25 protein-coding genes are annotated in these 25,875 nt (G+C 46.6%); 13 read left to right on the top strand and 12 right to left on the bottom strand.

Annotated features, from left to right (window positions below):
• Window positions 1-13: 13 nt before the first annotated feature.
• From R3D00_20040 to R3D00_20025, 4 genes are all read left to right on the top strand, one after another.
• On the top strand, window positions 14-1,108 hold the full coding sequence (locus tag R3D00_20040; GenBank protein MEZ4775486.1) for an IS110 family transposase: 1,095 nt from the start codon (window positions 14-16) through the stop codon (window positions 1,106-1,108).
• A gap of 248 nt (window positions 1,109-1,356) precedes the next feature.
• Window positions 1,357-1,572 carry a hypothetical protein gene (locus R3D00_20035; protein MEZ4775485.1) on the top strand — a complete coding sequence of 72 codons (216 nt, stop codon included), beginning with the start codon at window positions 1,357-1,359 and terminating at the stop codon, window positions 1,570-1,572.
• Between the two features lie 317 nt (window positions 1,573-1,889).
• Entirely contained in the window at window positions 1,890-2,246 is a 357-nt protein-coding gene (locus tag R3D00_20030) for a nucleotidyltransferase domain-containing protein (protein ID MEZ4775484.1), read from the top strand.
• The gene (locus R3D00_20025) at window positions 2,215-2,553 is read left to right on the top strand and encodes a HepT-like ribonuclease domain-containing protein (GenBank protein MEZ4775483.1); all 339 of its coding nucleotides are present in this window, start codon (window positions 2,215-2,217) and stop codon (window positions 2,551-2,553) included. Before R3D00_20030 ends, R3D00_20025 begins: the two co-directional genes overlap by 32 nt.
• Window positions 2,554-2,757: 204 nt before the next feature.
• Here the strand turns inward: R3D00_20025 and R3D00_20020 are convergent, their stop codons facing one another.
• Window positions 2,758-3,339, bottom strand: coding sequence for a hypothetical protein (locus R3D00_20020; GenBank protein MEZ4775482.1), 582 nt, complete (start codon window positions 3,337-3,339; stop codon window positions 2,758-2,760).
• The gene (locus R3D00_20015) at window positions 3,336-4,286 is read right to left on the bottom strand and encodes a hypothetical protein (GenBank protein MEZ4775481.1); all 951 of its coding nucleotides are present in this window, start codon (window positions 4,284-4,286) and stop codon (window positions 3,336-3,338) included. Before R3D00_20015 ends, R3D00_20020 begins: the two co-directional genes overlap by 4 nt.
• 157 nt (window positions 4,287-4,443) lie before the next feature.
• On the opposite strand from R3D00_20015, the gene R3D00_20010 reads away from it, so the two are divergent.
• Window positions 4,444-5,817 carry a VWA domain-containing protein gene (locus R3D00_20010; protein MEZ4775480.1) on the top strand — a complete coding sequence of 458 codons (1,374 nt, stop codon included), beginning with the start codon at window positions 4,444-4,446 and terminating at the stop codon, window positions 5,815-5,817.
• A 132-nt stretch (window positions 5,818-5,949) separates the two neighbouring features.
• Here R3D00_20010 and R3D00_20005 read toward each other — a convergent pair whose 3' ends face one another.
• Genes R3D00_20005 through ilvD form a run of 8 tightly spaced genes read right to left on the bottom strand, consistent with a single transcriptional unit; the run spans window position 5,950 to window position 15,399 of the window.
• Window positions 5,950-6,732, bottom strand: a complete 783-nt coding sequence (locus R3D00_20005; protein ID MEZ4775479.1) for a sulfite exporter TauE/SafE family protein — start codon at window positions 6,730-6,732, stop codon at window positions 5,950-5,952.
• Window positions 6,732-7,706 carry an aldo/keto reductase gene (locus R3D00_20000; GenBank protein ID MEZ4775478.1) on the bottom strand — a complete coding sequence of 325 codons (975 nt, stop codon included), beginning with the start codon at window positions 7,704-7,706 and terminating at the stop codon, window positions 6,732-6,734. Before R3D00_20000 ends, R3D00_20005 begins: the two co-directional genes overlap by 1 nt.
• A gap of 30 nt (window positions 7,707-7,736) precedes the next feature.
• A complete protein-coding gene (locus tag R3D00_19995; GenBank protein MEZ4775477.1) occupies window positions 7,737-8,993 on the bottom strand; it encodes an aspartate kinase in 1,257 nt (418 codons plus the stop codon).
• A 2-nt stretch (window positions 8,994-8,995) separates the two neighbouring features.
• Window positions 8,996-10,258 (bottom strand): threonine ammonia-lyase, encoded by a 1,263-nt coding sequence (gene ilvA / locus R3D00_19990; GenBank protein ID MEZ4775476.1) that lies wholly within the window; start codon window positions 10,256-10,258, stop codon window positions 8,996-8,998.
• Window positions 10,259-10,279: 21 nt separating this feature from the next.
• Window positions 10,280-11,326 (bottom strand): ketol-acid reductoisomerase, encoded by a 1,047-nt coding sequence (ilvC, locus tag R3D00_19985; protein MEZ4775475.1) that lies wholly within the window; start codon window positions 11,324-11,326, stop codon window positions 10,280-10,282.
• A 45-nt stretch (window positions 11,327-11,371) separates the two neighbouring features.
• Window positions 11,372-11,929, bottom strand: coding sequence for an acetolactate synthase small subunit (ilvN, locus tag R3D00_19980; GenBank protein ID MEZ4775474.1), 558 nt, complete (start codon window positions 11,927-11,929; stop codon window positions 11,372-11,374).
• A 23-nt stretch (window positions 11,930-11,952) separates the two neighbouring features.
• Window positions 11,953-13,683: a biosynthetic-type acetolactate synthase large subunit gene (gene ilvB / locus R3D00_19975; protein ID MEZ4775473.1), complete on the bottom strand. Its 1,731-nt coding sequence runs from the start codon at window positions 13,681-13,683 to the stop codon at window positions 11,953-11,955.
• 42 nt (window positions 13,684-13,725) lie between these two features.
• On the bottom strand, window positions 13,726-15,399 hold the full coding sequence (gene ilvD / locus R3D00_19970) for a dihydroxy-acid dehydratase (GenBank protein ID MEZ4775472.1): 1,674 nt from the start codon (window positions 15,397-15,399) through the stop codon (window positions 13,726-13,728).
• A gap of 361 nt (window positions 15,400-15,760) precedes the next feature.
• Between ilvD and R3D00_19965 the strand changes: the two genes are divergently transcribed.
• From R3D00_19965 to R3D00_19945, 5 genes are read left to right on the top strand one after another with little or no spacing between them, the layout of a single operon-like run.
• Entirely contained in the window at window positions 15,761-16,600 is an 840-nt protein-coding gene (locus R3D00_19965; GenBank protein ID MEZ4775471.1) for an ATPase, read from the top strand.
• Window positions 16,601-16,653: 53 nt separating this feature from the next.
• Window positions 16,654-18,543: a metallophosphoesterase gene (locus tag R3D00_19960; protein MEZ4775470.1), complete on the top strand. Its 1,890-nt coding sequence runs from the start codon at window positions 16,654-16,656 to the stop codon at window positions 18,541-18,543.
• 25 nt (window positions 18,544-18,568) lie between these two features.
• Entirely contained in the window at window positions 18,569-19,909 is a 1,341-nt protein-coding gene (locus R3D00_19955) for a PQQ-dependent sugar dehydrogenase (protein MEZ4775469.1), read from the top strand.
• A gap of 20 nt (window positions 19,910-19,929) precedes the next feature.
• Entirely contained in the window at window positions 19,930-20,391 is a 462-nt protein-coding gene (locus tag R3D00_19950) for a cytochrome c (GenBank protein MEZ4775468.1), read from the top strand.
• Window positions 20,392-20,402: 11 nt separating this feature from the next.
• On the top strand, window positions 20,403-21,776 hold the full coding sequence (locus R3D00_19945; protein MEZ4775467.1) for a DUF1028 domain-containing protein: 1,374 nt from the start codon (window positions 20,403-20,405) through the stop codon (window positions 21,774-21,776).
• Window positions 21,777-21,780: 4 nt separating this feature from the next.
• Here R3D00_19945 and R3D00_19940 read toward each other — a convergent pair whose 3' ends face one another.
• The gene (locus R3D00_19940; GenBank protein MEZ4775466.1) at window positions 21,781-22,305 is read right to left on the bottom strand and encodes a DUF3299 domain-containing protein; all 525 of its coding nucleotides are present in this window, start codon (window positions 22,303-22,305) and stop codon (window positions 21,781-21,783) included.
• Between the two features lie 304 nt (window positions 22,306-22,609).
• On the opposite strand from R3D00_19940, the gene R3D00_19935 reads away from it, so the two are divergent.
• From R3D00_19935 to R3D00_19925, 3 genes are all read left to right on the top strand, one after another.
• The gene (locus R3D00_19935; protein ID MEZ4775465.1) at window positions 22,610-22,834 is read left to right on the top strand and encodes a hypothetical protein; all 225 of its coding nucleotides are present in this window, start codon (window positions 22,610-22,612) and stop codon (window positions 22,832-22,834) included.
• 68 nt (window positions 22,835-22,902) lie between these two features.
• Entirely contained in the window at window positions 22,903-23,478 is a 576-nt protein-coding gene (locus R3D00_19930) for a PepSY-associated TM helix domain-containing protein (protein ID MEZ4775464.1), read from the top strand.
• 2 nt (window positions 23,479-23,480) lie between these two features.
• Entirely contained in the window at window positions 23,481-24,056 is a 576-nt protein-coding gene (locus R3D00_19925) for a PepSY-associated TM helix domain-containing protein (protein MEZ4775463.1), read from the top strand.
• A gap of 18 nt (window positions 24,057-24,074) precedes the next feature.
• Here R3D00_19925 and R3D00_19920 read toward each other — a convergent pair whose 3' ends face one another.
• Window positions 24,075-25,472 (bottom strand): hypothetical protein, encoded by a 1,398-nt coding sequence (locus tag R3D00_19920; protein ID MEZ4775462.1) that lies wholly within the window; start codon window positions 25,470-25,472, stop codon window positions 24,075-24,077.
• Window positions 25,473-25,875 lie beyond the last annotated feature (403 nt).

Genomic DNA, 25,875 nt, shown 5'->3' with positions numbered 1-25,875 from the left:
CAATTACACTACTATGACAAAGTCCTGGATTCGTTACGGTGTGGGTTTCGACCTGTCCAAAGCCACCTTTTCTGCTTGTATCAAAGGATTGACCGAAGCCGAGCAGGAGAAGATCATCGCTACACGTAGCTTTCAAAATACGAAGGCGGGTTTTGAGGCTGCGCAAGCATGGCTAGCCAGCAAATGCAAGGATACCGATATTCCATGTAGGCTATTGCTGGAGGTAACAGGGGTCTATCACGAGAACCTCTTGCATTTCTTCCATGGCCAGGGGTATTATGTCAGTCTGGAGCTGGCCAAACGGGTGAAGAGTTATCTCAAAAGCCTGGGGCATGATTCCAAAACCGACAAGGAAGATGCCAAAGGGCTGGCCTCGATGGCGCTGCATCGTAAGTTGACACAGTGGCAACCCGTCAGTGAGCAGTTGCATGAGATTCGGCAGTTGGTTCGGTTTCGTAATACCCTGGTAGAGAGTCGGGTAGCATGGGAAAATCAACTACACGCCTATAAACATGCCCACTATTCCATCAAGGAAATCGTGCGTTCCCTCAAACGGAAAATCGCCCAAACCCACAAAGAAATCCGGACCGTTGAAGCCCAAATCAGGGCCCTCATACGTGCCGATTCCCAGCTTTGTAAACGGTTTGAGCAGATTCTCCATTCGCTCCCCGGTGTGGGGTGGATCAGTCTGGCCACCGTCATTGCAGAGACCGATGGGTTTAGTGCCATTCAGTCCGCCAAGCAACTGACTAAGTATGCCGGATATGATGTCATTGAACGCCAAAGCGGTACCCTCTCGGGGAAGACCCGCATTTCCAAACAAGGCAATGCCCGCCTGCGAACGGCCATGTATATGCCTGCCCTGGCACATTTGCGAAAAAAAGAAGGCCCTTTATTTGCCCTCTACCAGCGACTCCTCCTGCGCAATGGCGGACTTACGAAAAAAGCCCTCGTCGCCGTACAACGCAAACTCCTTTGTTTAATCTATGCCTTATGGAAATCGGACCGACCCTATGATCCCAAATATCAACCCAAACATACACCCAAACAACAGCTAGCCCCTAAAACGGAAGTAGTCCAGACTCAAGGCCCGGACTACACGAGATAGTGCGGTCTTTGACCCACTTCTCTATATCTAAGATATAACTTTTTTTTAAATTTCCCTTGCTTCTCAACACAGTACCTTTGTGAGGCCTTTGTGTCCCTGGTGGTTTCTGCCTCGCTTCGGAAAGATTACTTTCTCCCAATTACTTTATAATTCCGTTTTTATTTAACTGACCTTCCCCCACAGTTGCACATAGACAGACACATTTTCAGGAGAATTTCGTGTCTTGGGTGTAACGAAACAAAATGACTATGCCTGAACTTGTAGATCAAATCCTGGCACTTTCGAAATCTGCACGTCTGAAAATTGCTATGCAAATCCTGCTGAGCATCCAGGAAGAGGAAAAACGAGAGGAAGACGACCATACAGCGGAACTGGAAAAGTTTCAGCAAAAGCTGACCGGAGGAAACGTCCGGTACTATTCTGAAGCAGAATTTTGGGCCGAAGTGCGTAAGCGCGTATCATGAGTGGTTGGAGTGTTGAATCCTCAGAAGATGCCTTGAGTTCCGCCGAAAGGAGACCGACCCCGAAATTTATATCACCGGCAATGCCGTTTCTTACAAGTACCGCGTCGAAGATGCGTGGCTGGGGCGATTTTTGAATGCTTCCAGCACTACTTTTGTTTTGAATTCTGATGTGAATTTTCTCCTTCCCATAACAGTAAATTTAAGGTTTTCGGACAAACTTAACTTGCTATCCTAACAATTGGGGTGGGGGCACATCAGGAGTAGGTTATTGCCCTATTGTATTTTAACTTTCTGCTCATTTTTCGTATTATTAGGATATGAAAGCAACGACTGAAATATTGCCTGATTTTCTGGCGAGCAGACTTCATGCTCTACAAGTGCATTGCCGGAAATACAAGGTGAAATATTTATGGGCGATTGGCTCTGTGTTGACCCAAAACTTCAGAAATGATTCTGATATAGACCTTGTATATGATCTGGATCGCCATTCAATACAAGATGAAGAATATCTTGCTGTTCTGGATGGTTTTATATCCGGCCTTATGGTTCTGTTTCCTGGAAGAAAAATTGATCTTATTCATTATCCCAGCCTGCGGAATCCCTATTTTATTGAAGAAGTGGACGAAACCAAAGTTATTCTTTATGAACAGAGAAGCAAGGAAGTATCTGTATGACATTTCTCAGGCGATTAGTTCTATTCTTGATGACTTTCTTGATGACATACATTCGCTCGATCAATTTGAAACAGACAAGAAAACCCAGGCAGCAGTTGAGCGAATGTTGATGATCATTGGTGAAGCTGTTTATAAACTTCAGCAGCAGGGGATCGTATTTTCCTCAGGAGATAGAATTATTAACCGTAGAAACACTCTGGCGCATCAGTATGATGCCTATAACCCTTATACCATTTGGATAAGTATTCAACGTGAACTTCCGGGCCTGAAGGCAGAAGTTGAACAACTGCTGAATGAGCAAGATTGAGAAAATGGTATAAACCACTTCGGTCGTCAGTTCATCAAACGGTGTTAAGTGATTTTTTCAAATATTACCTTAGACGGCAATAATGGACTCTTTTACATCGCCTCGTATGAGGCGGAGGTGTTGAGTGTGCAGGATTAGTATGCTTGCATCCGCCGAAAGGAGACCGACCCCGAAATCTACTACCCCAACCGGATTTTCAATTTGTCATTTGGAATTTTTCATCTGGATCTCCCCCAAAAACACCTCCCACACCCCGATCATTTCGCTGCCAAATTTTTTGGTGGTCTGCCTGAGGGTGATTTCGGCGGTATGGGGCGTGCGGGTTTCGCCTGATTTGAGCATGAAAGATAGTTCGCCGGAAAACTGGTTTTCCCGAAGTCGCAGCGGCTGACTGACAGAAACTTCTTCAACATATACCTGCCCGGCCTGGCTTTTACCACGCAGTCTGGATGTCACCATTTGAGAAAGTGTACCCATCGAGCCTACAGGCACCTGTGCGCTGACAAACAGGCCGTAAATCAGTTCTGATGCATGCTCGCGCAGGCTTTTTTCGTAGGTATTGTTTCCGATGATTTCGAGGTAATCGCCAAAATCTACAAGTTTTTGTACGGCTCTTTCTTCAAATGCCTGAAACTGGGCTGCAGAAAGGTTTGTGGCCAGAAACTGAGATTCCAGTTGATGGTTGGGCCTATTGACGGGTCTTTCGATCGCAGCCTGGGCAAAAATGCCCGAAGGAGCCATGGTCAAAAGCGACACCGCAAAAATTATATATCGGATAATCATCATTGTTCTTTTTGTATAAAACGCATGCCGGCGATTTTTCCATTTACATAGTTTGTTTCCAAAATCTCAATATTCCGGAGGCTTTTCAGCGGCATGGTCATTTTGTCGATAAACTCTTCTTTATTAAACATTTCCATTCCCTGCATGGATCCTGGGCTTACCTGGAAAATCCGCACTTCGTCGTCGAAGATTTTTTCCAGTTGTTCCCTTCTTTTTTTCCAGTCTTTAAGATTGTCGGTAGAAAAATAGTGGAGCATCAGGGCGTAGTCATCCTTTCTGAGAGGAATGGATTCGGGTTCGCGATGGCTGGCGCTTTTTCTGACAATGGTGTCGGGCCGATAATAAGGCGCTTTTACCACGAAGGTGATTTCAGGCCGGTTTTCGGCGATTTTCACACAGCTCTTTTCATCTACTGCAATGGCCCGGGGGGTCTCCTGGTTTTCGAGTATCCACACCTCCACACCATTGACGGGTTTCTGTTCGTCAGCATCCACAAAACAAAACACATAGTCGGCCTTTCGGATTGTATTGGCGAGGATCAACGCAAATACTGCAATCAACGCTATACCCGCAGTAAGCTTTGAGATCAAAGACCAAGGTTTCGAGCCGATGGTACCGCTACTCGGAAACCTCAATTGCGGCTCTGTTCCCTCTGCTTCAGCCACAGACTGTACAAAAGCTTCCCAATCCGGAAAACCCACATACAGACTCAACATATTCAGCACATCAATCCGGGGAAGATGGCGATTGTCAGACGATTTGAGATGGGTGTAAAACCATTTTTCGCTGATACGTCCATTCACTTCTCTGGCAAGGTCTTCCTGAAAATTGACGATTTCCTGCCCTTTCCATTCTGCTATGGGACGGGTTATGTGCGGGTAGCCGGACTGGTATTTTTTTTCCAGGGCCTGCTTCAGTAATTCAAAATTTTTGCGGTCGCTTTCCTGCATACCCGAAGATACGCAATCGCCCGAAATTGGGCTAAAAAACCTTTTGTAAAATGTTTTACAAAGCTTTTACAAGGGTTTTTCCGGAGTTGCAAACACATTTCCCCCAAACTTGTATTCACACAGTCGCTTTTCTGCTTCACTTATAATTGATCAAAAAATGAAAACCTTATCAGCAAATGTATTCATTAAAACAGCCTTCATTTTCCTGTTGGCTTCTTTACTTTTTTTCGCTCCCGCAATAGGACAGCATGGGTATTCTTCCGCATCTATTGCAATGGGAAAACAGCAATCGGTACAGCGAATCATCCCGAAGCCAGAGCAGATTGTTACGCCGGAATACTTTAATTACCACAAACACAACATTCCCCAGCCCGGCCGTAATGAAGCAGTGCACCTCGACCTTCGGTGGGACAATACTATTGTAAACAGAGAAATGATTCTTCAGGTGGGGATTACTACCGGAGAGACAATTGGTTATTTTGACAGAGATGCTGCCAATATTTGTCTGGTCATCGACCGCAGCGGTTCTATGGGTGGAACAAAGATGCAACGGACAAAAGAGGCCATGATGACTTTTCTGAAACATCTGCAGGCAGAAGACCTGCTTTCCATCGTGGTTTTTGATCACGAAGTTAATGTACTTCGGGCGCCGATTCCTGTTGGGGATAAATATTTAGTCGAACAGACGATCAATGGTATTCAGGCCAGAGGTTCGACTGATCTTAACTCAGGTATAATTGCGGGCTATCGCCAATTAGTAAATAATTACCAGCGGGGAAGTACCAACCGGGTGATTATCCTGACTGATGCGATGACCAATACGGGGACGCTGGATCCCGAGCAGATTATTAAAAATGCAGGAACTTATGAGGATGGTTACAATGTAGATTTCACCTTCATTGGGGTAGGAATGGATATCAATGCCGACCTCGCCCGGCAGCTCAGCGAAAGCAAAAGCAGCACATTCCACTTTATCCACGATGCTGCCGATATCGACAAAGTATTTAATGCAGAAGTAGAAAGCCTGCTTAAAAAGGTTGCCCGTAATGTCGAACTGATTATTGAATATGGAAATCATCTGGCATTTAAAGGCGCGTTTGGACAGCCATTTTCCTCCGGAGAAAATGAGATTCAGTTTAGTCTCAATGATTTCAACGGGGGGTTGACACAGGTGGTACTTGCTTCCTTTTTACAGGATCAGGCTGATAAAATGGTAAAAGTTTCATTGGTCTATGACGATATGCGCACCGGGAAAAGGGTGTCTCTGACCCAAAGCATTTCTACCCCGGATGGGAAAACCACAGATCGTGACGTACAAAAAAATGTAACCATCGCACAAATGGCTGTAGCCCTCCATCAGATGGCAGTGCAATACCATCAGGGGTTTGGCGGTCAGGCTCAATATACCTTAAAGTCTGCAATTGAAGTAGCTAAAGAAAGCGGGTATGCCTACGACCCCGATGTCAACAGAGTGTTGGAAATCCTGCAAAATTATGCCGGAGACCTGCGGGAAATTGTGAGGAAGGATTAAGTGCGAAACAATAATTGTTAGGAATTATAACCCTATTGCGATCATAAAATGCACATCTGCGGAACTTTGCGATTCCTCTGTGAAACTCTGCGTTAAACCTTTATTTTTCTTATCCACGACAAACCACCTTCCTTACCGCACAAAAAACTTCACGGCAGAGGCAATCACAATCACAATCAGCAGACGATGAATCCAGACATTGGCGTTGGGAATTTTGGCGATCACTCTCACGCCAATCACAGCGCCAATGGCCTGGAAAAATGCCATCATCAATCCAAATATAAAGTGCACCTGCCCATACCGTATAAAGATAGCCAGGGCCGGAATGGTAATCACCAGTACCACGAGCAGCTTGATGCCATTGGCCGCTACCAGGCTGTAACGTGCCACCAGAACAAGTGCGGCCAGCAAAAAGATTCCCACCCCCGCCTGGATAAATCCGCCGTAAAACCCTATGGCAAAAAATATGAGCAGACTCAACGGCTTTTTATTCCGGCTGACATCTACATCTGATTCTTTAATCCATCGTTTGGTATCGAGCAGAAGTGTAAAAAGCATAAAGATCATCAACCCGCCGATGGTATAATTCATCGCCTGCTCATTGAGGTCTGTCGCGACAAATGCACCTAATATGCCACCCAGCACAATCGGTACGAGCAACCAGGGAGCACCTTTCATTTCCAGTTTGCCGCTTCGCTGGAAACTATACACCCCCACTATGCTCTGAATCAGCACACCGATGCGGTTGGTACCGTTCGCAATAGGGGCGGGGAGTCCGCACAGGAAAATGAATATCGGCAGGGTGATCAGCGAACCACTACCTGCAAGGGTGTTGATGATACCGGTAAAAACACCGGCAACTGCAAAAAGAATCCAGCCTGTGGGACTGAGGTCAGTAAGGGCAAATTCTCCCATCAGAAGCTTTCTCTTACGGGTTTATTTTGCAGAATCGCCTCAATTTTTTCCACGACTTCGTCTGTAAGTTTGGGCAGCGCATTCAGCGATTTGAGGTTATCTTCGATTTGAGAGACTTTGGAAGCGCCCAGGATCACCGAACTCACATGCGGATTTTTGACACACCAGGCAAGAGCCATGTGGGTCATGGACATATCGTATTCGCCGGCCAGGGCTGTTAATGCTCTTACTTTATCAAGACGACCTTCTTTAAACACATTGGTCTTGAGCCAGTCCAGTCCCTGAATGTCAAAGCGGGTGCCTTCCGGCATACCATCGTTGTACTTTCCGGTGAGGAGGCCGGAGGCAAGGGGAGACCAGATGGTGGTCCCCAATCCTTTTTCGTAAAGGCTGAGATAATCGAGCTCTACTTTCTGACGGTGAAACATATGGTATTCCGGCTGCTCCATTGTCGGGGGAATGAGGTGGTTTTGCCGGGCAAAAAGGTGGGCTTCCATGATCCTTTCGGCAGGCCATTCGGAGGTTCCCCAGTAGAGCACTTTTCCCTGCTGGATCAGGCTATTCATCGCCCAGACGGTTTCTTCAACCGGCGTGTCGTAATCCGGGCGGTGGCAAAAAAACAGGTCGAGATAATCCACCTGAAGTCTGCGCAGGGCATTGTGGCAGCCTTCCATGACGTGTTTTCGGCTCAGGCCTTTCTGATTGGGCAGGTTGCCGCCCCAGAAGACTTTGCTGGAAACGACAAACGTGTCGCGGCCCCACTCCATTTTTTTGAGAATACTGCCCATGACCTCCTCGGACTTTCCGCGGGAGTAGATTTCGGCATTGTCAAAAAAATTGATCCCGCCGTCATAGGCAGTTTTCATACAAAGTTCGGCGGTTCCGTCTTCGATCTGCTTGGCAAAAGTGAGCCAGGAGCCAAAAGACAAAACACTTACCTGAAGACCTGATTTTCCGAGTCGGCGATATTGCATGGAATTTTATTTTTTTGAGTCTCGCTTAATTTACTTCACCACAAACAGCTTATTATCATGCTGTTGTACCATCACTGCATCAACCGTTTCCTTCAGATCTTTGATGGAAAAATTGATCATGGTGTAAAGTTTTAGATCAGGCTGAATCTCCACATCAAATTTGTCGAGCAGCAGCGACTCAAATGAAGCTACTTCTGTTTTATTATCTACACAAAGCATGAGTGAAATCGCCGAGTTTTGCACCAGATTGACTTTTACTCCCGATTTATAGATATGGTCAAATATTTCCTGCATCAACCGCTCTTCCATAAAGGAAAAGTCTTTGGGTTTGATTCGGACAAATGACTGCTCTTTTTTGACGATGTAGGAGGTGATCACATCGTCGTTGGTTTTGGCCGAAATGGTCGTTCCCGGTGCTTCGATGTCGAGAAAACATTTTACATGCAGGGGAATGGATTTATTGAAAATGGGTTTGATCGTTTTGGGGTGAATGACACTCGCTCCGTAGAAGGTCATTTCCACCGCTTCCTCATAGGAGAGATTGTCGATCTTTATGGTATTCTCCCTGATGCGCGGGTCGCCATTTAATACACCGGGCACGTCTTTCCATACGGTCAGACTTTCTGCGCCGAGGCAATGTGCGAAGATCGAGCCGGTATAGTCAGAACCTTCTCTTCCCAGTGTTGTCGTTCGTCCGCTGGTGGTAGAGCCGATAAATCCCTGTGTAATGACCGAAGTCCCGGGTTGCATTTGGGGCAATATTTCCCTGCGGATATTTTCTTCGGTCAGCGTCCAGATCACACCTGCCTGTTTGTACGTCGCGTCGGTTTTTACCAGGAGACGAGCATCTGCCCATACAACACTCTGGCCGAGTGAGCGGATATATTCGGCGACAATGACTGTCGAGATCAATTCTCCGTAAGAAACGATCCGGTCATAGGTACGGGGCGGGAACTCTTCCAGCAGCAGGATACCGTTGACGATCCGTTCGATTTCTTCCAGAAATTTCCGCACTTTTTCCTGTACCGGGTGAACGTCTTCCTGCCCAAAAAGGTCGTGAATCAGGTGTACATGAAAGCGGCGTATCTTCCTGAATTGTTCCAGCGCTTCTTCCTGTTTCCCATCTCTGGCGAGGTGCGCGAGGTCCTCCAGATGATTGGTGGTTTTGTCAATTGCAGAAATGACGATCAGGCAGGGATCGCTGCTGAATTTGATAATGATATTGGCAACATTACGGATGGCATCGGCATTTTTTACCGAAGCGCCCCCAAACTTCATTACTTTCATACTTAGACTAAGAGGTTAAACAACATTTGATTATCGTTGACCAGCTGAAAATTAAATTTATACTGTTTCATTCGCTGCACCAGTCCTTCAAAATCGCTGCCGGAGACCAGCTCAATTCCCACCAGTGCAGGCCCTGTTTCCCGGTTATTCTTTTTTGTGTATTCAAAATGGGTGATATCGTCATTGGGTCCCAGCACATGGGTCAAAAACTCTTTGAGAGCGCCTGCCCGCTGGGGGAAACGAATCAGAAAATAATGTTTCAGCCCTTCATAGAGCAGCGCCCGTTCCTTAATATCTTCCATCCGCATGATGTCGTTGTTTCCTCCGCTGAGGACACATACGACTCTTTTTCCCTGAATCTGCGTTTTGTACTGGTCAAGTGCTGCGATAGCCAACGCGCCGGCGGGTTCGGCGACGATGGCATCTTCATTGTAAAGATTGAGGATGGTTGCACAGACTTTTCCTTCAGGCACGAGCAGCAGATCGTCGAGCACTTCCCGGCATATTTCGAAAGTTTTTTCTCCGACTTTTTGAACAGCAGCGCCATCGACAAATTTGTCAATTTCTTCCAACTGGATCACTTTCCCCTGGCGCAAAGATTGGTACATAGCTGGCGCGCCTTCCGGTTCTACGCCGATGATCCGGGTTTTGGGGCTGATTTGTTTGAAATAACTGCCCAGTCCGGATGCCAGGCCGCCGCCACCTACGGGGATAAAGACGAAGTCGATGGGTTCGCGGCTGTCGGAGAGAATTTCCAGCCCTACCGTTCCCTGACCGGCCATGACTTCCGGATCATCAAAAGGGTGGATAAAGACCTTGTCATTTTCGAGGCAATCTTTTGCCGCTGCATGATACGCCTCATCATAGGTATCGCCCATGAGGACGATTTCTACGCGGTTTTTTCCAAAAGACTTTACTTTCTGAATTTTTTGTTTGGGGGTAGTTACGGGCATATAGATTTTCCCGCCGATACCCAGCCTGTGGCAGGAATAGGCTACGCCTTGTGCATGATTGCCGGCACTGGCGCAGACTACTCCTTTTGCCACTTCGGCCTTGCTCATCTGAGCCATCCGGTTGAAAGCGCCCCGGAGTTTGTAGGAACGCACAACCTGCATATCTTCTCTTTTCAGCGAAATATGACAGCCAAACAGCTCCGACAGATAGGGGTTTTCGATAAGAGGGGTATGCATAGCAACCCCTTTCAGTCTTCCACTGGCTTGCATGATACTGGCCAGCGGAAGCATGTGGATGGTTTCAGAGACCATGAGATTAAATATTTGAGGATATTAGCTTCTTTCAGGGCGAAGTTTACGAACGGCTGCCCCTGCCTGCCACATTTCAGACTCGCGGAGTTCGCGGAGTTCTTCTGAAAGTTTTGCGCGGTAGTCGGCTTTTTCGTTGGCTTCGATCGTGATGGCTGCTTCGTTTCCTGAGGATACGCTTTCGTAGAGTTCGTCAAACACTGGTGCAACCGCATCGCGGAACTTGTGCCTCCAGTCAAGCGCACCGCGCTGAGCAGTGGTGGAGCAGTTGGCATACATCCAGTCCATACCATTTTCTGCAACCAGTGGCATCAGGCTCTGGGTAAGTTCTTCTACGGTTTCGTTGAAGGCCTCTGAAGGAGAATGACCGCGTTTGCGGAGCAGATTATACTGCGCTTCCATGACCCCTGCGAGCGCACCCATGAGGATTCCTCTTTCGCCGGTAAGGTCGCTGTATACTTCCTTCTGGAAAGTAGTTTCAAACAGAAAACCTGAACCAATCCCGATGCCTATGGCCAAAACGCGGTCTCTGGCTTTTCCTGTCGGGTTTTGTTGAACGGCGAAGCTGGCGTTGATGCCTTTTCCTTCTTTAAATAGTCTGCGCACACTCGTTCCGCTGCCTTTCGGAGCTACGAGGAATACATCGACATCCGCGGGAGGGATGATGCCAGTTTTTTCGTGGAAGGTAAGCCCAAATCCATGAGAAAAAAACAGTGCTTTACCTGTGGTGAGGTGTTTTTTTACTGTAGGCCAGGTAGAGATCTGACCTGCATCTGAAAGCAGGTTCATCAGAATGGTGCCGCGCTCACAAGCCTCTTCCAGATCAAAGAGGGTTTCGCCTTCAACCCATCCGTCTTCGAGGGCTTTTTGCCAGGACGCAGAATTTTTCCTTTGGCCTACGATCACGTTAAAACCGTTATCTCTAAGATTTAACGCCTGGGCAGGACCCTGTACGCCATAGCCGAGGGCTGCGAGTGTTTCGTTTTTCAACACTGCTCTGGCATGATCCAGGGTAAATTCTTCACGGGTTACTACCGTCTCTGATGTTCCTCCAAAATTGATAATTGCCATTGTTGGTAGAATGAATGATTAGTGGAAAATAGGTTATGATGTAAACTAATTGCCTGGTTCAGGCTCTATATTAAAAAGGTTGCCTTTTTTCAGCCGCCCATCGAGATAGGCAACGAGGTTCAGGGGTTTGCGTGAAATCGCAATGGTACCTGAGCGGGAAAATCCCAGTACGCCCAGTGGTTCCAGCACTTTCAGCAATTTTTCGGTTTCGTAGGGATGTCCGGTGGCTTCGATCATCATATAGTCTTGTTCTACTGACAATACCCGTGCATGATTGTCGCGGATGATTTTTTCCAGAGAGCCATTGACCAGGCTGGCCGTCGATATTTTGTAAAGCGCCAGTTCCTGATGCACGACTTCACTTTCAGTCAGTACAAAGGCTTTGATTACACCTACGATTTTGTCCAGTTGTTTGCGCAATTTGTGGATTTCATTTTCGGTGGAATTGATGACAATGATAAACCGGTATATGCCTTTCACCTCTGTTTCTGAGGTGGTAAGACTTACGATGCTGATATGTCTTCGGGTGAAAATCGTGGTGATTCTATGTAGAAGCCCGATCTGATTTTCGGTGAAAATTGATAACGTGAACTTTTGTTCCATAACTTAAAAAGGTAATTCAATCCTTACGGTTCAAGTTTGATATCTGAAACGGAAGCACCACTGGGTACCATTGGGAATACATTGTCTTCTTTTTCCACAATGATTTCCAAAAGATATGGGCCTTCATGGCTGAGCATCGCATCAATTGCTGCATCCAGGTTTTCCCGTTTATCAACCAGTTGAGATTGGATGCCATAGGCTTCGGCAACCTTAACAAAATCGGGGTTGATGAGATTGGTGAAAGAGTATCTTTTTTCATAAAACAACTGCTGCCACTGTCTGACCATACCGAGGAAGTTGTTGTTGAGAATAATCACCTTTACACCGGCTTTTTCCTGTACCAGACAGCTCAGTTCCTGAATGGTCATTTGAAACGATCCGTCTCCGATAAAAGCAATTACTTCTTTGTCTGGTCTGGCCATTTTGGCTCCAAATGCTGCGGGAAGGGCAAAACCCATGGTGCCGAGTCCGCCTGAAGATACCCAAGCTTCCGAAGTTTTAAACTTATAGTATCGGGCGGCAATCATCTGGTGTTGTCCGACATCTGTAACGACGATCGCCTCACCGTTTGTTTTGTCAGATACCATTTTGACAACTTCCGCCATATTGATTTTCTGGGTAGTCGGGTGAAGGTCGCGGTAAATGACTTTCTCGTGTTCGATCCGGTCGCACTCAGCAAACTCTGCCAGCCATTCGGGGTGGGTACGTTTTTTGAGTTTGGGAATCATTGCTTCAAGCACAGCTTTTGCATCTCCCAGTACCGGAATATCTGCTTTTACGTTTTTGTCGATTTCGGAGTGATCCAGCTCTATATGGATGACTTTCGCTTGTTTGGCATAACGGCTAACATCGCCCGTAACCCGATCGTCAAACCGCATACCTACGGCAATGAGCAGGTCGCATTCGTTGGTTTTGATATTGGGGCCATAGTTGCCGTGCATCCCGAGCATACCCATATGAAGCGGGTGGTCAGAAGGCATGGCAGACAATCCCTGCAGGGTACTGCCAAAAGGAATACCTGCTGTTTCGACAAACTGGCGGAATGCTTCCTCCGCACCTGAAATCAGCACGCCATGACCCAAAAGGCAGAAAGGTTTTTTCGCCTTATTGATCGCTGTTACAGCCTCATCAATTGCTGCGGGATCAATACTGGGATAGGGCTGATAGCTTCTGATGCCTTTGCAGGGCGTGTAATCAAAATCGAGTGTTCCGGTTTGGGCATTTTTACAAATATCGACAACTACCGGTCCGGGGCGGCCCGAATTGGCGATATAAAAAGCCTTGGCAATGGCCGCCGGAATATCGCGGGGATCTGTTACCTGGCAATTCCACTTGGTAATCGCCATGGTAATACTGATGATATCCGTCTCCTGAAAGGCATCAGACCCCAGAAGATGGCGGGAAACCTGGCCACTGATGCATACCATAGGTGTCGAATCAATCATCGCATCGGCAATGCCTGTAACCAGATTGGTAGCGCCGGGTCCTGAGGTTACGAGGCATACGCCAGGTTTCTGAGTTACCCTTGCATAACCCTGGGCGGCATGGGTTGCCCCTTGCTCGTGTCTTACCAGCACGTGATGGATTTGGTCATCATAATCAAACAGTGCATCATAGACTGGCATAATCGCCCCGCCCGGATAGCCAAAAATAGTGGTCACTCCCTCTTCAATCAGAGAAAGAATGATTGCTTCTGATCCGGTAACCGTTTTTCGATTTACCGGGTTTGTCTTAACTTGAGTTCCTGTCGCCATATTGAATGGATTAGGTTAAAAAGTTGGTAGTTGCTTCCACCCTTATTTCGAACCGTCTGTAACACAACCTTTGGAAGCGGGTGAAACGGTTTGTATATACTTATAAAGAATTCCTTTGCTGACTTTGGAAGGGTGTGCCACCCATAGTTTGCGTCTGCGGGCAATTTCTTCTTCAGATAGATGTGCATCTATGCGGTTTTGGGTAATATCGATGGTGATTTTATCTCCGTCTTCCAGCAGGCCGATCAGTCCACCTTCCTGTGCTTCGGGAGTAATATGCCCCACCACAAATCCGTGAGTGCCGCCTGAAAACCGACCGTCGGTAATCAGCGCCACGGTATCTCCCAGTCCGGCACCGATAATGGCTCCGGTTGGCTTAAGCATTTCGGGCATTCCGGGGCCTCCTTTGGGGCCTTCATACCGGATGACTACGACATTTCCGGGCTCGATTTTTCCGGCAACGATTGCTTCATTTGCCGCAAATTCGCTGTCAAAAACTTTGGCCGTCCCTTCAAATTTTTCTCCTTCCTTCCCCGTAATCTTGGCTACCGCTCCCTGCTCAGCGAGGTTGCCATACAAGATTTGCAGGTGCCCGGTGGCTTTGATTGGCTTTTCGATCGGGAAAATCACTTCCTGGTCTTCTGGTAAACCGGGGACTTGCATCAGATTTTCGGCAATGGTTTTTCCCGTTACTGTCAGGCAGTCTCCGTGTAGAAATCCTTTTTCCAGCAGATACTTCATGATGGCCGGCGTGCCGCCAATGGCGTGTACATCTTCCATCAGGTATTTTCCGCTGGGTTTGAGATCTGCCAGTAACGGTACCCTGTCGCTGATACGCTGAAAGTCATCCAGCTCGAGGGGCACCTCTACAGCGGCAGCCATCGCAATCAGATGCAATACCGCATTGGTAGATCCTCCGAGTGCCATGACGATCGTGATCGCATTTTCGAAGGCTTTGCGCGTCATGATATCTTTCGGGCAAATATTCTTTTCCAGCAGCTGCTGCATTGCCAATCCGGCCATTTTACATTCGGCCTGTTTTTCCCGGCTCATCGCCGGATTGGAAGAACTGTAGGGCAAGCTCATGCCCATCGCTTCAATAGCAGAAGCAATGGTGTTGGCTGTGTACATTCCGCCACAAGCACCTGCACCAGGACAGCTAGCTTTGACAATTTCTTTAAAATCTTCAGGCGTAATTTTTCCGGCAATTTTTTCACCCAATGCCTCAAAAGCAGAGACAATATTTAACGTCCGGTCTTTATATCTTCCGGAGGCAATCGTGCCGCCATAAAGCAGGATTGCCGGACGGTTGAGCCTGCCAATGGCCAGCATAGCGCCGGGCATATTTTTATCACAACCTACTACTGCAATCACGCCATCATACCACTGTGCATTCACTACAGTCTCAATGGAGTCGGCGATAATATCCCGGGAAGGCAAAGAATAACGCATGCCCTCTGTGCCCATAGACATCCCGTCGCTTACCCCGATGGTATGGAAAACCAATCCCACCATTCCCGCTTCGTTTACCCCTTCCCGCGCCTTCACGGCCAGGGCATTGAGGTGCATATTGCAGGTATTGCCTTCATAACCCGTACTTACTACGCCGACCTGCGCTTTGTTCATGTCTTCATCTGAAAGGCCTATGCCGTACAACATGGCCTTTGCTGCGGGTTGTGTTTCGTCCTGAGTGAGTCGTTTACTAAATTTATTCATCGATATACTTTTAATCAAAAAGCCTTTCCCAAGTAGGAGAAAGGCTTCTGTAAATTTCAGATAATAATTTTTTACACCAGCCTTTCAGTACAGGTAAAGATAATACCCACCACACTAATAATTCCAAATAGTAGCCCAATACTGAAAAGCATAATCTTTTAAACTTTGTAAAAAAAGCCATCCCCGTATTGAGAATGGCTTTTTATTTTATCTTTATAGCAAACCATTCTCACCCCTTGCGACTAATAATCACAATTAGAAAAATGGAGGTGATAATAATTTGAAAAAAATTCATGTTTTTTATTTGCTCATTGCAAATATGATAAGGATTTTCCTTAATCCAAAGAAAAATTGATTTTTTATGATAAGCGCTCCATTTTTAGTTACTAAAGCATCTGGGGAACAGGTTCCTTTTCAAGTGGAAAAACTGCGTGAATCACTCCTTTCTGCCGGGGCAACGTTTTCTGAAGTGGATACCATTATTGACACCATTGAGCGAGAGCTGACTACCGGTATTTCCACTAAAAAAATCTATCACCGGGCATTTGAGTTACTAAAAAAGCATTCCCGCGCTTCAGCTGCCAAGTACAAACTGAAGCGCGCGGTGTTTGAACTGGGGCCTTCCGGCTATCCTTTTGAGCGGTTTGTCGGAGAAATTTTTAAGATGAAAGGATATCAAGTGCAGGTGGGCATCACGCTCCCCGGGCATTGTGTGACGCATGAAGTGGATGTGTTGGGGCGAAATGGGGAGGAACAGTTTGCCTTCGAATGTAAATTTGGCAATACCGTAGGGAAAAAAATTGATGTAAAAGTTGCACTCTACGTGCATTCCCGGTTTCGCGACCTCGAACGCCAATGGAGAAAAGATCCTGAAAATGAGGGACTTCACTTCAAAGGGGGGATTATTACCAATGCAACTTTTTCAGCTGATGCCATTCAATATGGAATCTGTGCCGGTCTTACCATGGTTTCGTGGTCATTTCCCAAAGCCGGCAACCTCAATCATCTGGTCAACCAGTGCCGGTTGTATCCCATCACCAGCCTGACCTATCTTACAAAGTCTGAAAAACAGCATCTGATTGCCAAAGGAATTGTACTTTGCCGGGAGCTTGCCGGCCGGGAAGATTTACTGCTCGAACTGCGCATCCCCGAAGCACGAATCCGGCGGGCACTTCAGGAATTGGATGACCTTTGCGGCTAATTCCCTTTTTGTATTCAGGTGTATTTTGGTTTACTTAGTTTCAAAATATGATTATGTCTTATCGCCAACTCCTAAAAATCGGGATACTGTCTGCACTTTCGTTGTTCACCGGTGAATTGTTTGCCCAAAAACCGCCTTCTCTTCACCTTGGTATTTCAAATGGGGAAGGAGGCTACCAGGCTAAGCTGGGCGATCAGGTTCTTCAGGAGTATGTAACTAAGCCCAAATACACGCTTGACCAGATGATCGGACGGCCCAAGGGAAACAGTAAGGGGATATTGTTTGATTTTGATAACCCCGAATTTGCCGGAAGAGTATATTTTGGGTTTATCCCTTACGGCGATTCCCGGCACCCAATGCCTGTATATTTCCGGATGTATTCAGAAATTCTCAGTGGAAGAGCATTTATCAATATTCAGGACAACCTGAGTGGAAGATTTGATATGGTAGGCTGGGAAAAAAGTGGGGTAGGAACGCTGGGCTACCGGGTTATGGACTTACAGGGATCGATTTTGTACGACGGAATTGTCACATTCGAAGGAACCGGACCATTTTCCGTGGTTTGTACTGTTACAGAAGGCCCTTTTGTCAACCTGCTTTCCCATGACGGAGCTACGATTTCCTTTGAAACCAGCGAAAAAACCAAAGCAGCGGTTTCTGTAAATGACCAATTATTTGCTGAAGAAAAAGCCGCTACCCACCACGAGATTAGACTTACCGGGCTACAGCCGGATACAGAATATCCCTATACCGTAATTTACGGGAACAATAAGCTGAATTTTTCCTTTCGCACGGCCCCGCTTCCGGGCACGCGCAAACCATTTGTCTTTGCCTATGCCAGTGATTCCCGCAATGGACAGGGTGGGGGAGAACGGGATATTTACGGGACAAATGCCTATATCATGAAAAAAATCATGGCACTCGCCAGCCAGCAAAAAGTCTCCTTCTTCCAATTCTCCGGCGACCTGATCAACGGTTATTTATCCAGTCCGGAAGAAACGGATCTGGAATATGCCAACTGGAAACGTGCCATCCAACCCTTTGCCCACTACTTTCCCGTCTATATCAGTATGGGTAACCATGAGGCGGTGGTGAGAGATTTTGTTGGCGAAACCCGAAGGGATTTTGTCAGTATCGATCGTTGGCCTTATGATACCGAATCTGCGGAAGCCGTATTTAAACGAAACTTCGTCAATCCTGTCAATGGCCCGGAAAGCGAAGATGGCGCAGTGTATGACCCCAATCCTAAAAAAACAGACTTTCCCTCTTATGAGGAAAATGTATTTTATTATACCTATGACAACGTCGGGGTCATTGTCCTCAACTCTGACTATTGGTACAGCCCCTCAGCAAGTACCATCGATGATGTGGGCGGAGGATTACATGGGTATATCATGGATCAGCAGCTCAAATGGCTGAAAGAAACCGTCGCTTTGCTTGAAAAAGATGCCAATATTGATCATGTGTTTATCACTCAGCATACCCCCGCTTTTCCCAACGGTGGCCACGTCGCAGATGATATGTGGTACAACGGGAACAACGAATATCGTCCCTGGGTGGCCGGCCAAAAGCTCGAAAAAGGCATTATTGAGCGTCGCGATGAATATCTGGATATCCTGGTCAACCAAAGCACAAAAGTTGCCGCGATATTTACGGGAGATGAGCATAACTATGCGCTAACGAAAATCAACAGCGAAACCAATATCTATCCGGAGGGTTATCCTGGTTCGAAGGTAAATCTGAGCCGAACCATTTATCAGGTGAACAATGGAGCTGCCGGTGCGCCGTACTATGCACAGGAACAAACACCCTGGACGCCAAAAGTTACCGGATTTACCACCCAGAATGCGCTCGTTTTAATGTTTGTGGATGGAAAAAAAATCCGGATGCAGGTGTTGAATCCAGATACCCTGGAAGAGGTTGACAGTCTGGATATGCGATAAAGAACCTATATTAAATACTACCCATATGAACCCCTTACTTTCTGTCTCACGATTTACGGTTTTGCGGAAAATCGCAAAATATGCTGGCATACCGGCTATTGTGCTCGGCACGCTGATGTACTCCTGCCAGACGGCAGGCACAACCGGGCAGGAACCCAAACTGCCGCAGGCGCTGGCCGACAATGGCGGGATTTCTCTTCCCTCTGGTTTTGGTGCTGTACTGGTTACAGACTCTCTGGACAAAGGTGCGCGGCATCTGGCGATACGCGAAAACGGCGACATTTATGTAAAGTTGCGGCAGACTGCCGGAGGCAAAGGCATTGTTGCGCTCAGAGATACTGACGGCGACGGCGTGGCTGACCAGAAGGAAATGTTTGGCAATTTTACCGGCACAGGTATGCGCCTTCACAACGGCTATCTGTATGCATCTTCCGATACGATGGTCATGCGGTATAAACTTCAGGAAAATGCCCTTCTTCCTGATACCACTGCCGAAGTAATCGTCTCAGGGTTTCCGGTACAGCGCTCCCACGCTTCCAAGCCGATGGCTTTTGACGGAGCCGGCAACATGTATGTAACGGTCGGTGCGCCATCCAATGCCTGCCAGGAGGAGGCTCGTAAGGCCGGTTCGCCCGGAATCGACCCCTGTCCGCAGCGCGATATGCAGGCAGGTATCTGGAAATTTAGCGATTCCAAACTTAACCAGACACATACCGCTGACGGGGTGAATTATGCCCGGGGTATCCGCAATGCAGTGGCTATCTGCTGGAACAAATCCGCTAATTCTCTTTATGCCCTTCAGCATGGGAGAGACCAGCTCAATACCCTCTGGCCGGAGAAATTTACTGATGAGGACAATGAAATACTGCCCGCAGAAGAGTTTTTGCAGATCAGTGACGGGGATGATTTTGGCTGGCCATATTGCTATTTTAATCAGAACCTGAATAAAAAAGTTCTGGGGCCAGAGTACGGAGGTGATGGCACAGAGACCGGACGTTGTGAGGGAATAAAACCGCCTATCGTTGCTTTTCCCGGCCATATGGCCCCCAACGACCTGCTGTTTTACACAGGCGATCAGTTTCCGGAGCCTTACAAAAATGGGGCATTTATCGCTTTCCATGGTTCCTGGAACCGCGCGCCACTACCTCAGGCCGGATATTTTGTGGTATTTGTACCGATGAAAGACGGACAACCCAGCGGCGATTGGGAAGTATTTGCAGAAGGTTTCCCGCAAATCCCTGAGGTGAAGAACCCCAACGATGCCGTTTACCGGCCGGTAGGGCTCTCACAGGGACCTGACGGGTCGCTATATATTTCTGATTCAAGGAAAGGTCGCATCTGGCGGATTATGTATTATGGTGTGTAATGTAAAATGTGTCAATCTATATGAATAAGTTTTTATCAATTTCCCTTATTTCCCTTTTCATTCTTGCTGCCTGTGGTGGCGGAGCCTCAGATAAGACTGAAGAAACACAGAAGCCAGCCTTAATCAAGGAATCGGCACCTGCTGCTGATCCTGCTCAGCTTGCCAGTGGTGAGACGGTGTTTAAAACCTATTGTATCGCCTGTCATATGGCCGATGGAATGGGGGTGCCGGGGATGAATCCGCCGCTAAGTAAAACCGAGTATGTCAATGGAGATAAGGAACGTCTTATAGGTATTGTACTGAATGGACTTACGGAGCCGCTGACGATCAATGGGGAAACTTATTCCGGAGTCATGCCTCCACATGGTTTTCTGAGCGATGATGACATTGCAAATGTGCTGACGTATGTTCGCGCCAATTTTGGCAATAGCTCAGGTGCGGTTTCTGCCGCAGAAGTTACTGCCCGAAGGGCGAAACAATAAGTAACATGTCAATGAAGTTTATTCGAACATACTTACTGCTGACAGGAATATTTTTTTTAGGGCAAATGCTGTCTGCGCAGCACACTTTTTCCATCGTTGCGGTTGATACGCTGACGGGAGAAGTGGGCAGCGCAGGCGCCTCCTGCCTTGACAATTCCAATATTAGCGGTGGGGTGTTGATAATCAGTGATGTTTTCCCCGGCCGTGGTGCCATACATACCCAGGCCTCCTGGCTTCCTGCCAATCAGCAGACCGCACGGACCCGGATACTTGCCGGTGATTCACCACAGGAAATTATAGACTTCCTCGTAGCCAATGATGCCGGTGTAAGTATTGGAAGTGGCGATGCTACCAACAGGCAATACGGCATAGTAGATTTTGATTCTTCCGGGCAAGCACGCTCTGCGGCCTATACAGGTATCAACTGTTTGGATTACAAAAACCATATCACAGGGCCGGGGTATTCGATTCAGGGAAATATTCTCCTGGGGCAACAGATCCTGGACTCTATGGAGCATCATTTTCTCACTACCCCCGGCAACCTGGGCGACAGGCTGATGGCAGCCTTGCAGGGCGCAAATGTGCCCGGAGCCGATACGCGCTGCCTCAGTGAAGGGGTTTCTTCTCTTTCTGCATTTTTGCGTGTGGCGCGTCCATACGATCCTTACGGCAATTATTATCTCGACCTGCTGGTCGGGCAGACCCCTTTTGGGGTAGAACCCATCGACGCTTTGCAGTCATTGTACGATAGCTGGTCACCGCCAGACTGCGGTTTTGCTGTTCCTGCTGATGCCGTTGTCATCGCCAGTGATAGCGCGCTGAGCGTGAGCGGAAAAGTACTGTGGGTATGTACCGGCGATACAGTTACCTTAAATGGGAATAATAATGTTGTGTTGCTGGAACCTGGCGCTTACTTTTTGGGAGCCGGTGGCAGCAACAATCAGGTGTTTTTGAAGGATTCTGCGGGAATCAGTGGCGGGAATTCTATTCTAACGAAAATTTACCATAGCCTGGGTAGCAGGATTGTTCACCCCGGACTGGCTCCTAAATACGTTTCCTGTGATTCTGTTTATTTTACTTATACAGAAGCTCCTGCAAACGGATGTATCGCTTCCTCCACTTCGGTAGATACCTATCTGAACCGATCCCTATTTTCTGTTTTCCCCAATCCTTCCGGGAAAGAAGTGTTTTTGAGCGCGGAAGATCAAATCCAGAGAAAGGTGTTTGTGAAATGGTTTGATATTCAGGGTAAATGTGTCCTGACTGAAAAGGTACAGATGTATGGCGGAGAATCCGTCTTGCGTACTCCTGAAAAAAAAGGTTTGTATTTGCTGGAGATTCAGTACGGAAATACACGTTGGAGCAGAAAACATCTGATAGAATAGCCGGTTAATCAACAGGTTTTGCTCCAGTAAGCACATAATTCATCTTATCCAGATTGGTGGTGTTGAGAGAAAACTCTCCGCGAAAGGTCCGAAATTCGTCCGTGTAGTACATTTGATCGTAAGAGGCTAACTCAAGTTCTATGACGGATTCAGGTCCTGCATTTCCGCAAAAAAAGCAGGCACTAAACGGATTCGCCGACAGCGCATATCGCGTGGGTTCGAGTGGAATGACATAGCCGGTAATTTCTACTGTCTTGCCTGCGAGTGTCTGTACTGAATGGCCAAAGGTGGGGAACAGCATCCACTCCTTCTCTTTTTCGTAAAATTTTTCATTAAACTCCACATCCTTCAAATCCTGCCAGGAAATGATGACAGCCTCTTCGAGTACTGTTGACTGACGGGATTCCATCCTGTCTTTTACCTGTTCTGTGCTGACAGAATCCGGTGAAAACTGCTTTTTTTTATAATCGTCTGATTTACAGGCAGAAACTATGATGGTCAGGGAGAGTAGCAGAATTAATCGAATCATATTTTTATATATTTTTTATTGCAAAATAAAATCAATCAGCAAACAATTTTTGCATTTCACTAATAATTTTTCAACAAGTTTATAGAGTTGGTTAATTTGTGGTAAAATTGAATATATCACTTTTGAATTATTTTAATTTCGCAGAATTGTTGTTAATTTGTCGGAAGACGTAAGAATTTATGATTAAAATCATTCTTATATGATGATAAAAATGTTTTTCTTTCGTCTGAAGAATTAGAATTTTTCCATCCCTGCTCTCCGTGATTTCGGTTTTGCTATTTAATCGACCCCAAAATGTACTCTAATGATGATGATGATGGAAATTCTTATGACCAAAGAGCCCTACTCGATGGTCCAGGCAGCAAAAACCGTACTTACACATGATGGGTATCAGGTAATTGTTGAATTCAGAGAAAACATGGATTTTTCCGGGAAGCTGATGGATGCACTGGATATTATCCGCTATGTAAGGGAATCTTTTGGACACGATACGACGATTATGATTATCGCCGGTGGTCCGGAGAATTGATTTTTTTTGAAATCCTCTATTCTTTCGCTTACCTTTTCTGAATGAAGATGTTCAACTGGCGTCTAATCATGCAGTTACACCTGTATCTGGGGTTACTGTGTATACCGTACCTGATCATATTTGGGGTAAGTTCGCTTGACTTTAATCATCATTTTTTTTCGACGGAATCCCATCGGGAGCCGGTTTCCCGTTCGCTATCCATTCGTGTACCGGAGCTGGACGACGACCGTGCTTTGGGCGAAGCATTGAGAGATTCACTGGGATTATTTGGCTGGTATTTGCCCTGGGAGACGAAAAGAGACTCTGTGCAATTTCAAACCACCATTTCCCAGCCGGGAAAAGACTATCATCTGAGCGTTGATCTGCTGACGGGTAAGGTTGAAATAACCGATAGATTTAAAACAGGCGGGCAGATCTTTCGCAGTCTCCATTTTATAGGAAATGCTATTCCCAATGCTCCCTGGTGGATAAATATGTGGCAGTATTATCAGGTGCTTACCGTTTACTCCATGCTTTTCTGGGCCATTACCGGGGTATATCTTTGGTGGAGGAAGAAAAATTCGCACCCTGCAGAGCGGTGGACCTTGTTGGGAATGGGTATTTTTTCAATTGCTTTTATCATATTTTTATGGCTGGCAGGATAAATATGTATTCAATTTTCCGGCAGATACACTTTTACTCCGGAGCTTTTCTGCTCGTTTTTCTGTTGTTGTTTTTTGTGACGGGCTATCTGTTAAACCAACACGACTGGTTTGAGCATCCTGATCCGGTGTTTGAAGCGAGTAGCTACAAACTTTCTGTTCCGGAAATGGAAAACGAACAGCAAAAAACCGACTGGCTCAGAAAGGAATACAGCCTGAAGGGTAAAAGTAGTCCTGTGAGGCAAAAGGACGATGGCTCGTGGCATGCCGATTTTGTTAGCCCCAGATTCACGATCAAAACGCATGTATTTCCGGCAATTGATTCTGTCGCAATAGAAAAATCTGAGAATCCCAATTACCGGACCATCGTCGTATTTCACCGCATGCACAATTATGGCGGAGGGTTTATCTATGATGTGTACCTCGTCTTTATGGATCTGGTGAGTTTTTCTCTGCTGATTTTTTCCGTCACAGGGATTTTCTTATGGTGGAAACTGATTCCTTCCAAATGGCTGGGCGCAGGGTTGCTGGCAGCAGGTTTTTCCTACGTGATTTGGGTGATACTGACATTTATCCTTTGAGTGTGAGGGTAGAATGTATTATTTATCTCCCAGAGAGCCATTCCAGATTTCAAATTTTCTTCCGGACCTTTCTCCGTTTTTAAAAAAACCGATATAAGTCATCACCTGAAACCCTAAAAACATCTGCGCTTTCCGGTTGGCGCGGGTAAGCTCAAACACCTGTCGCCAGGTACCGGAGTTGAAGTACAATTGTTCAGCATCTTCTGTGGCATCGAGGGGTACAACTTCCTGATGATGGGTATGACCATAAACGATAAAATCCGCTGTTCTTTCCTGAAATGCAGGCTCTTTCAGCGCTTCCGGGTAATAGGTTTCCCCTGCGGACCTTTTCAGACCAGCAATTTTTCCCATGATATTACTAATGGTACGGAAACTGGTTTTTTGCGAAATAAATAATCCCATTTCCAACAAATCGACCGTTTCAAAAGGCATGATCGTATCCTGCCGGCGAATAAAATCGAGTTTCATAAAATCCCCTGCCAGCTCATTCCATATTTCTTTTACCTGCTGTTTGAGAGTCGGTTCCGGACAGGTTCTTTCCAATAAGCCGTTGATCCAGATGGGGATAAACATCAATGGCCTTACATTGTCGATTTCCAGTAACCCCTGCAGGCATGCCGGACTGAGTTGGCCGGAGAGTCGCTTTTTTATTTCGGCAGGGAATCGGTTTAATAGTTCCACCACAATGGCATCGCCTAAAGTAGAAGCGTCGCGGCCTTTTTGCGCATCGTAGTTGATTGAATCAAATATATCGCCATGGCGCACATATACCCCATGCCGGGCACAGATTTCGGCCAGTTCAGGATATTCTTCGAGTGTGTGCGGAAATGGCTTGCAGGGATCATTTGCCAGACCAAGTGCATCTACAACTTTTTTACGGATGTCGTCAAACGCTTCTCCTTGCAGATGATAAAACCAGTCGTGATTTCCCACCATATAGTGTATCCTTACCTTGACAGAACTCCTGGGGACATTCCCGCCTTCCACCTGAAAACCCATCATCGGTAGCTTTTTTTCTGTGGAAAGAGGCAATGTCATCATGCCTTTGGTAGATTTTCCTTTTCGGGAGCGACTGAGGTCTCTGAGTAACTTAAAAGCCTCACGGTTATGCGTGAGAATATCCTCATTGATCTGAGCGACCATCGCAGCAAATTCGGGACTTTGGGGGTCTGTCCACGGCCTGACCGCACTATGGATCCACTTTTCAGACCGGATCACATCGAGAATATCTCCTAACAGGATAATATCTACAGCTTCGACCGGCTGGTAAAACCGGTTGCCCTTTTCGTCAAGCCGCCAGGAAGCTTTGTAAGCCATTTCAGAAATCCTTTCTTTAAAGATCTCAAATGCCCGAAGACCAATGGTTGTACCTGAAGAGCCATCTGTAAGGTGAAGGTCGCTGATAATGACTAACATGCTGTGTGCTTAATTGTGAAGGGAGGAAAAGGTATGCGATATTTCTCTATTTTCCAATTCGCCGAAAGTCAGGTTTGGGTTTACCATTCACGAAATGGTAATATTCTTACTTCGGTTTATGCTGACAGTTTTGTCTGATATCTTTCATGAGAATGATGGTGTTAAGGGCCTTTTTTTTATTTTCCCCCCTGCAAAATTGACCCAAAAACATGGTGACGTGATATGGATTATGATAATTATATAAAAAATTGATCGTATCGGGGTTATTTATTACATGTCGGAAATTAAAATGATTTTTGAATAATCGATGGAATGTACAAATTGGAGGTGTGATTCTTACATGTGGTGGCTCCACCTGTATGGCACATTGAGTTTGGGTTAATAAATAATTTCTCGATTACCG

The organism is Bacteroidia bacterium (genome assembly GCA_041391665.1).
GTDB lineage: Bacteria > Bacteroidota > Bacteroidia > J057 > J057 > JAGQVA01.
The sequence above is the reverse complement of the archived record's forward strand: the minus strand, read 5'-3'. Positions and strand labels throughout refer to the sequence as shown.

Excerpts from the sequence above, each read along its gene's own strand:
- R3D00_19995 (MEZ4775477.1), bottom strand. The coding sequence starts at position 8,993 with ATGAAAGTAATGAAGTTTGGGGGCGCTTCGGTAAAAAATGCCGATGCC.
- R3D00_20040 (MEZ4775486.1), top strand. The coding sequence starts at position 14 with ATGACAAAGTCCTGGATTCGTTACGGTGTGGGTTTCGACCTGTCCAAA.
- ilvB (MEZ4775473.1), bottom strand. The coding sequence starts at position 13,683 with ATGGCGACAGGAACTCAAGTTAAGACAAACCCGGTAAATCGAAAAACG.
- R3D00_20025 (MEZ4775483.1), top strand. The coding sequence starts at position 2,215 with ATGAACAGAGAAGCAAGGAAGTATCTGTATGACATTTCTCAGGCGATT.
- R3D00_19955 (MEZ4775469.1), top strand. The coding sequence starts at position 18,569 with ATGAACCCCTTACTTTCTGTCTCACGATTTACGGTTTTGCGGAAAATC.
- R3D00_20020 (MEZ4775482.1), bottom strand. The coding sequence starts at position 3,339 with ATGATGATTATCCGATATATAATTTTTGCGGTGTCGCTTTTGACCATG.
- R3D00_19920 (MEZ4775462.1), bottom strand. The coding sequence starts at position 25,472 with ATGTTAGTCATTATCAGCGACCTTCACCTTACAGATGGCTCTTCAGGT.
- R3D00_20030 (MEZ4775484.1), top strand. The coding sequence starts at position 1,890 with ATGAAAGCAACGACTGAAATATTGCCTGATTTTCTGGCGAGCAGACTT.
- R3D00_19950 (MEZ4775468.1), top strand. The coding sequence starts at position 19,930 with ATGAATAAGTTTTTATCAATTTCCCTTATTTCCCTTTTCATTCTTGCT.
- R3D00_20000 (MEZ4775478.1), bottom strand. The coding sequence starts at position 7,706 with ATGCAATATCGCCGACTCGGAAAATCAGGTCTTCAGGTAAGTGTTTTG.
- ilvA (MEZ4775476.1), bottom strand. The coding sequence starts at position 10,258 with ATGGTCTCTGAAACCATCCACATGCTTCCGCTGGCCAGTATCATGCAA.
- R3D00_20005 (MEZ4775479.1), bottom strand. The coding sequence starts at position 6,732 with ATGGGAGAATTTGCCCTTACTGACCTCAGTCCCACAGGCTGGATTCTT.
- R3D00_20035 (MEZ4775485.1), top strand. The coding sequence starts at position 1,357 with ATGCCTGAACTTGTAGATCAAATCCTGGCACTTTCGAAATCTGCACGT.
- R3D00_19935 (MEZ4775465.1), top strand. The coding sequence starts at position 22,610 with ATGATGATGATGATGGAAATTCTTATGACCAAAGAGCCCTACTCGATG.
- R3D00_20010 (MEZ4775480.1), top strand. The coding sequence starts at position 4,444 with ATGAAAACCTTATCAGCAAATGTATTCATTAAAACAGCCTTCATTTTC.
- R3D00_19960 (MEZ4775470.1), top strand. The coding sequence starts at position 16,654 with ATGTCTTATCGCCAACTCCTAAAAATCGGGATACTGTCTGCACTTTCG.
- ilvD (MEZ4775472.1), bottom strand. The coding sequence starts at position 15,399 with ATGAATAAATTTAGTAAACGACTCACTCAGGACGAAACACAACCCGCA.
- R3D00_19965 (MEZ4775471.1), top strand. The coding sequence starts at position 15,761 with ATGATAAGCGCTCCATTTTTAGTTACTAAAGCATCTGGGGAACAGGTT.
- R3D00_19930 (MEZ4775464.1), top strand. The coding sequence starts at position 22,903 with ATGCAGTTACACCTGTATCTGGGGTTACTGTGTATACCGTACCTGATC.
- R3D00_19925 (MEZ4775463.1), top strand. The coding sequence starts at position 23,481 with ATGTATTCAATTTTCCGGCAGATACACTTTTACTCCGGAGCTTTTCTG.
- ilvC (MEZ4775475.1), bottom strand. The coding sequence starts at position 11,326 with ATGGCAATTATCAATTTTGGAGGAACATCAGAGACGGTAGTAACCCGT.
- R3D00_19945 (MEZ4775467.1), top strand. The coding sequence starts at position 20,403 with ATGAAGTTTATTCGAACATACTTACTGCTGACAGGAATATTTTTTTTA.
- ilvN (MEZ4775474.1), bottom strand. The coding sequence starts at position 11,929 with ATGGAACAAAAGTTCACGTTATCAATTTTCACCGAAAATCAGATCGGG.
- R3D00_20015 (MEZ4775481.1), bottom strand. The coding sequence starts at position 4,286 with ATGCAGGAAAGCGACCGCAAAAATTTTGAATTACTGAAGCAGGCCCTG.
- R3D00_19940 (MEZ4775466.1), bottom strand. The coding sequence starts at position 22,305 with ATGATTCGATTAATTCTGCTACTCTCCCTGACCATCATAGTTTCTGCC.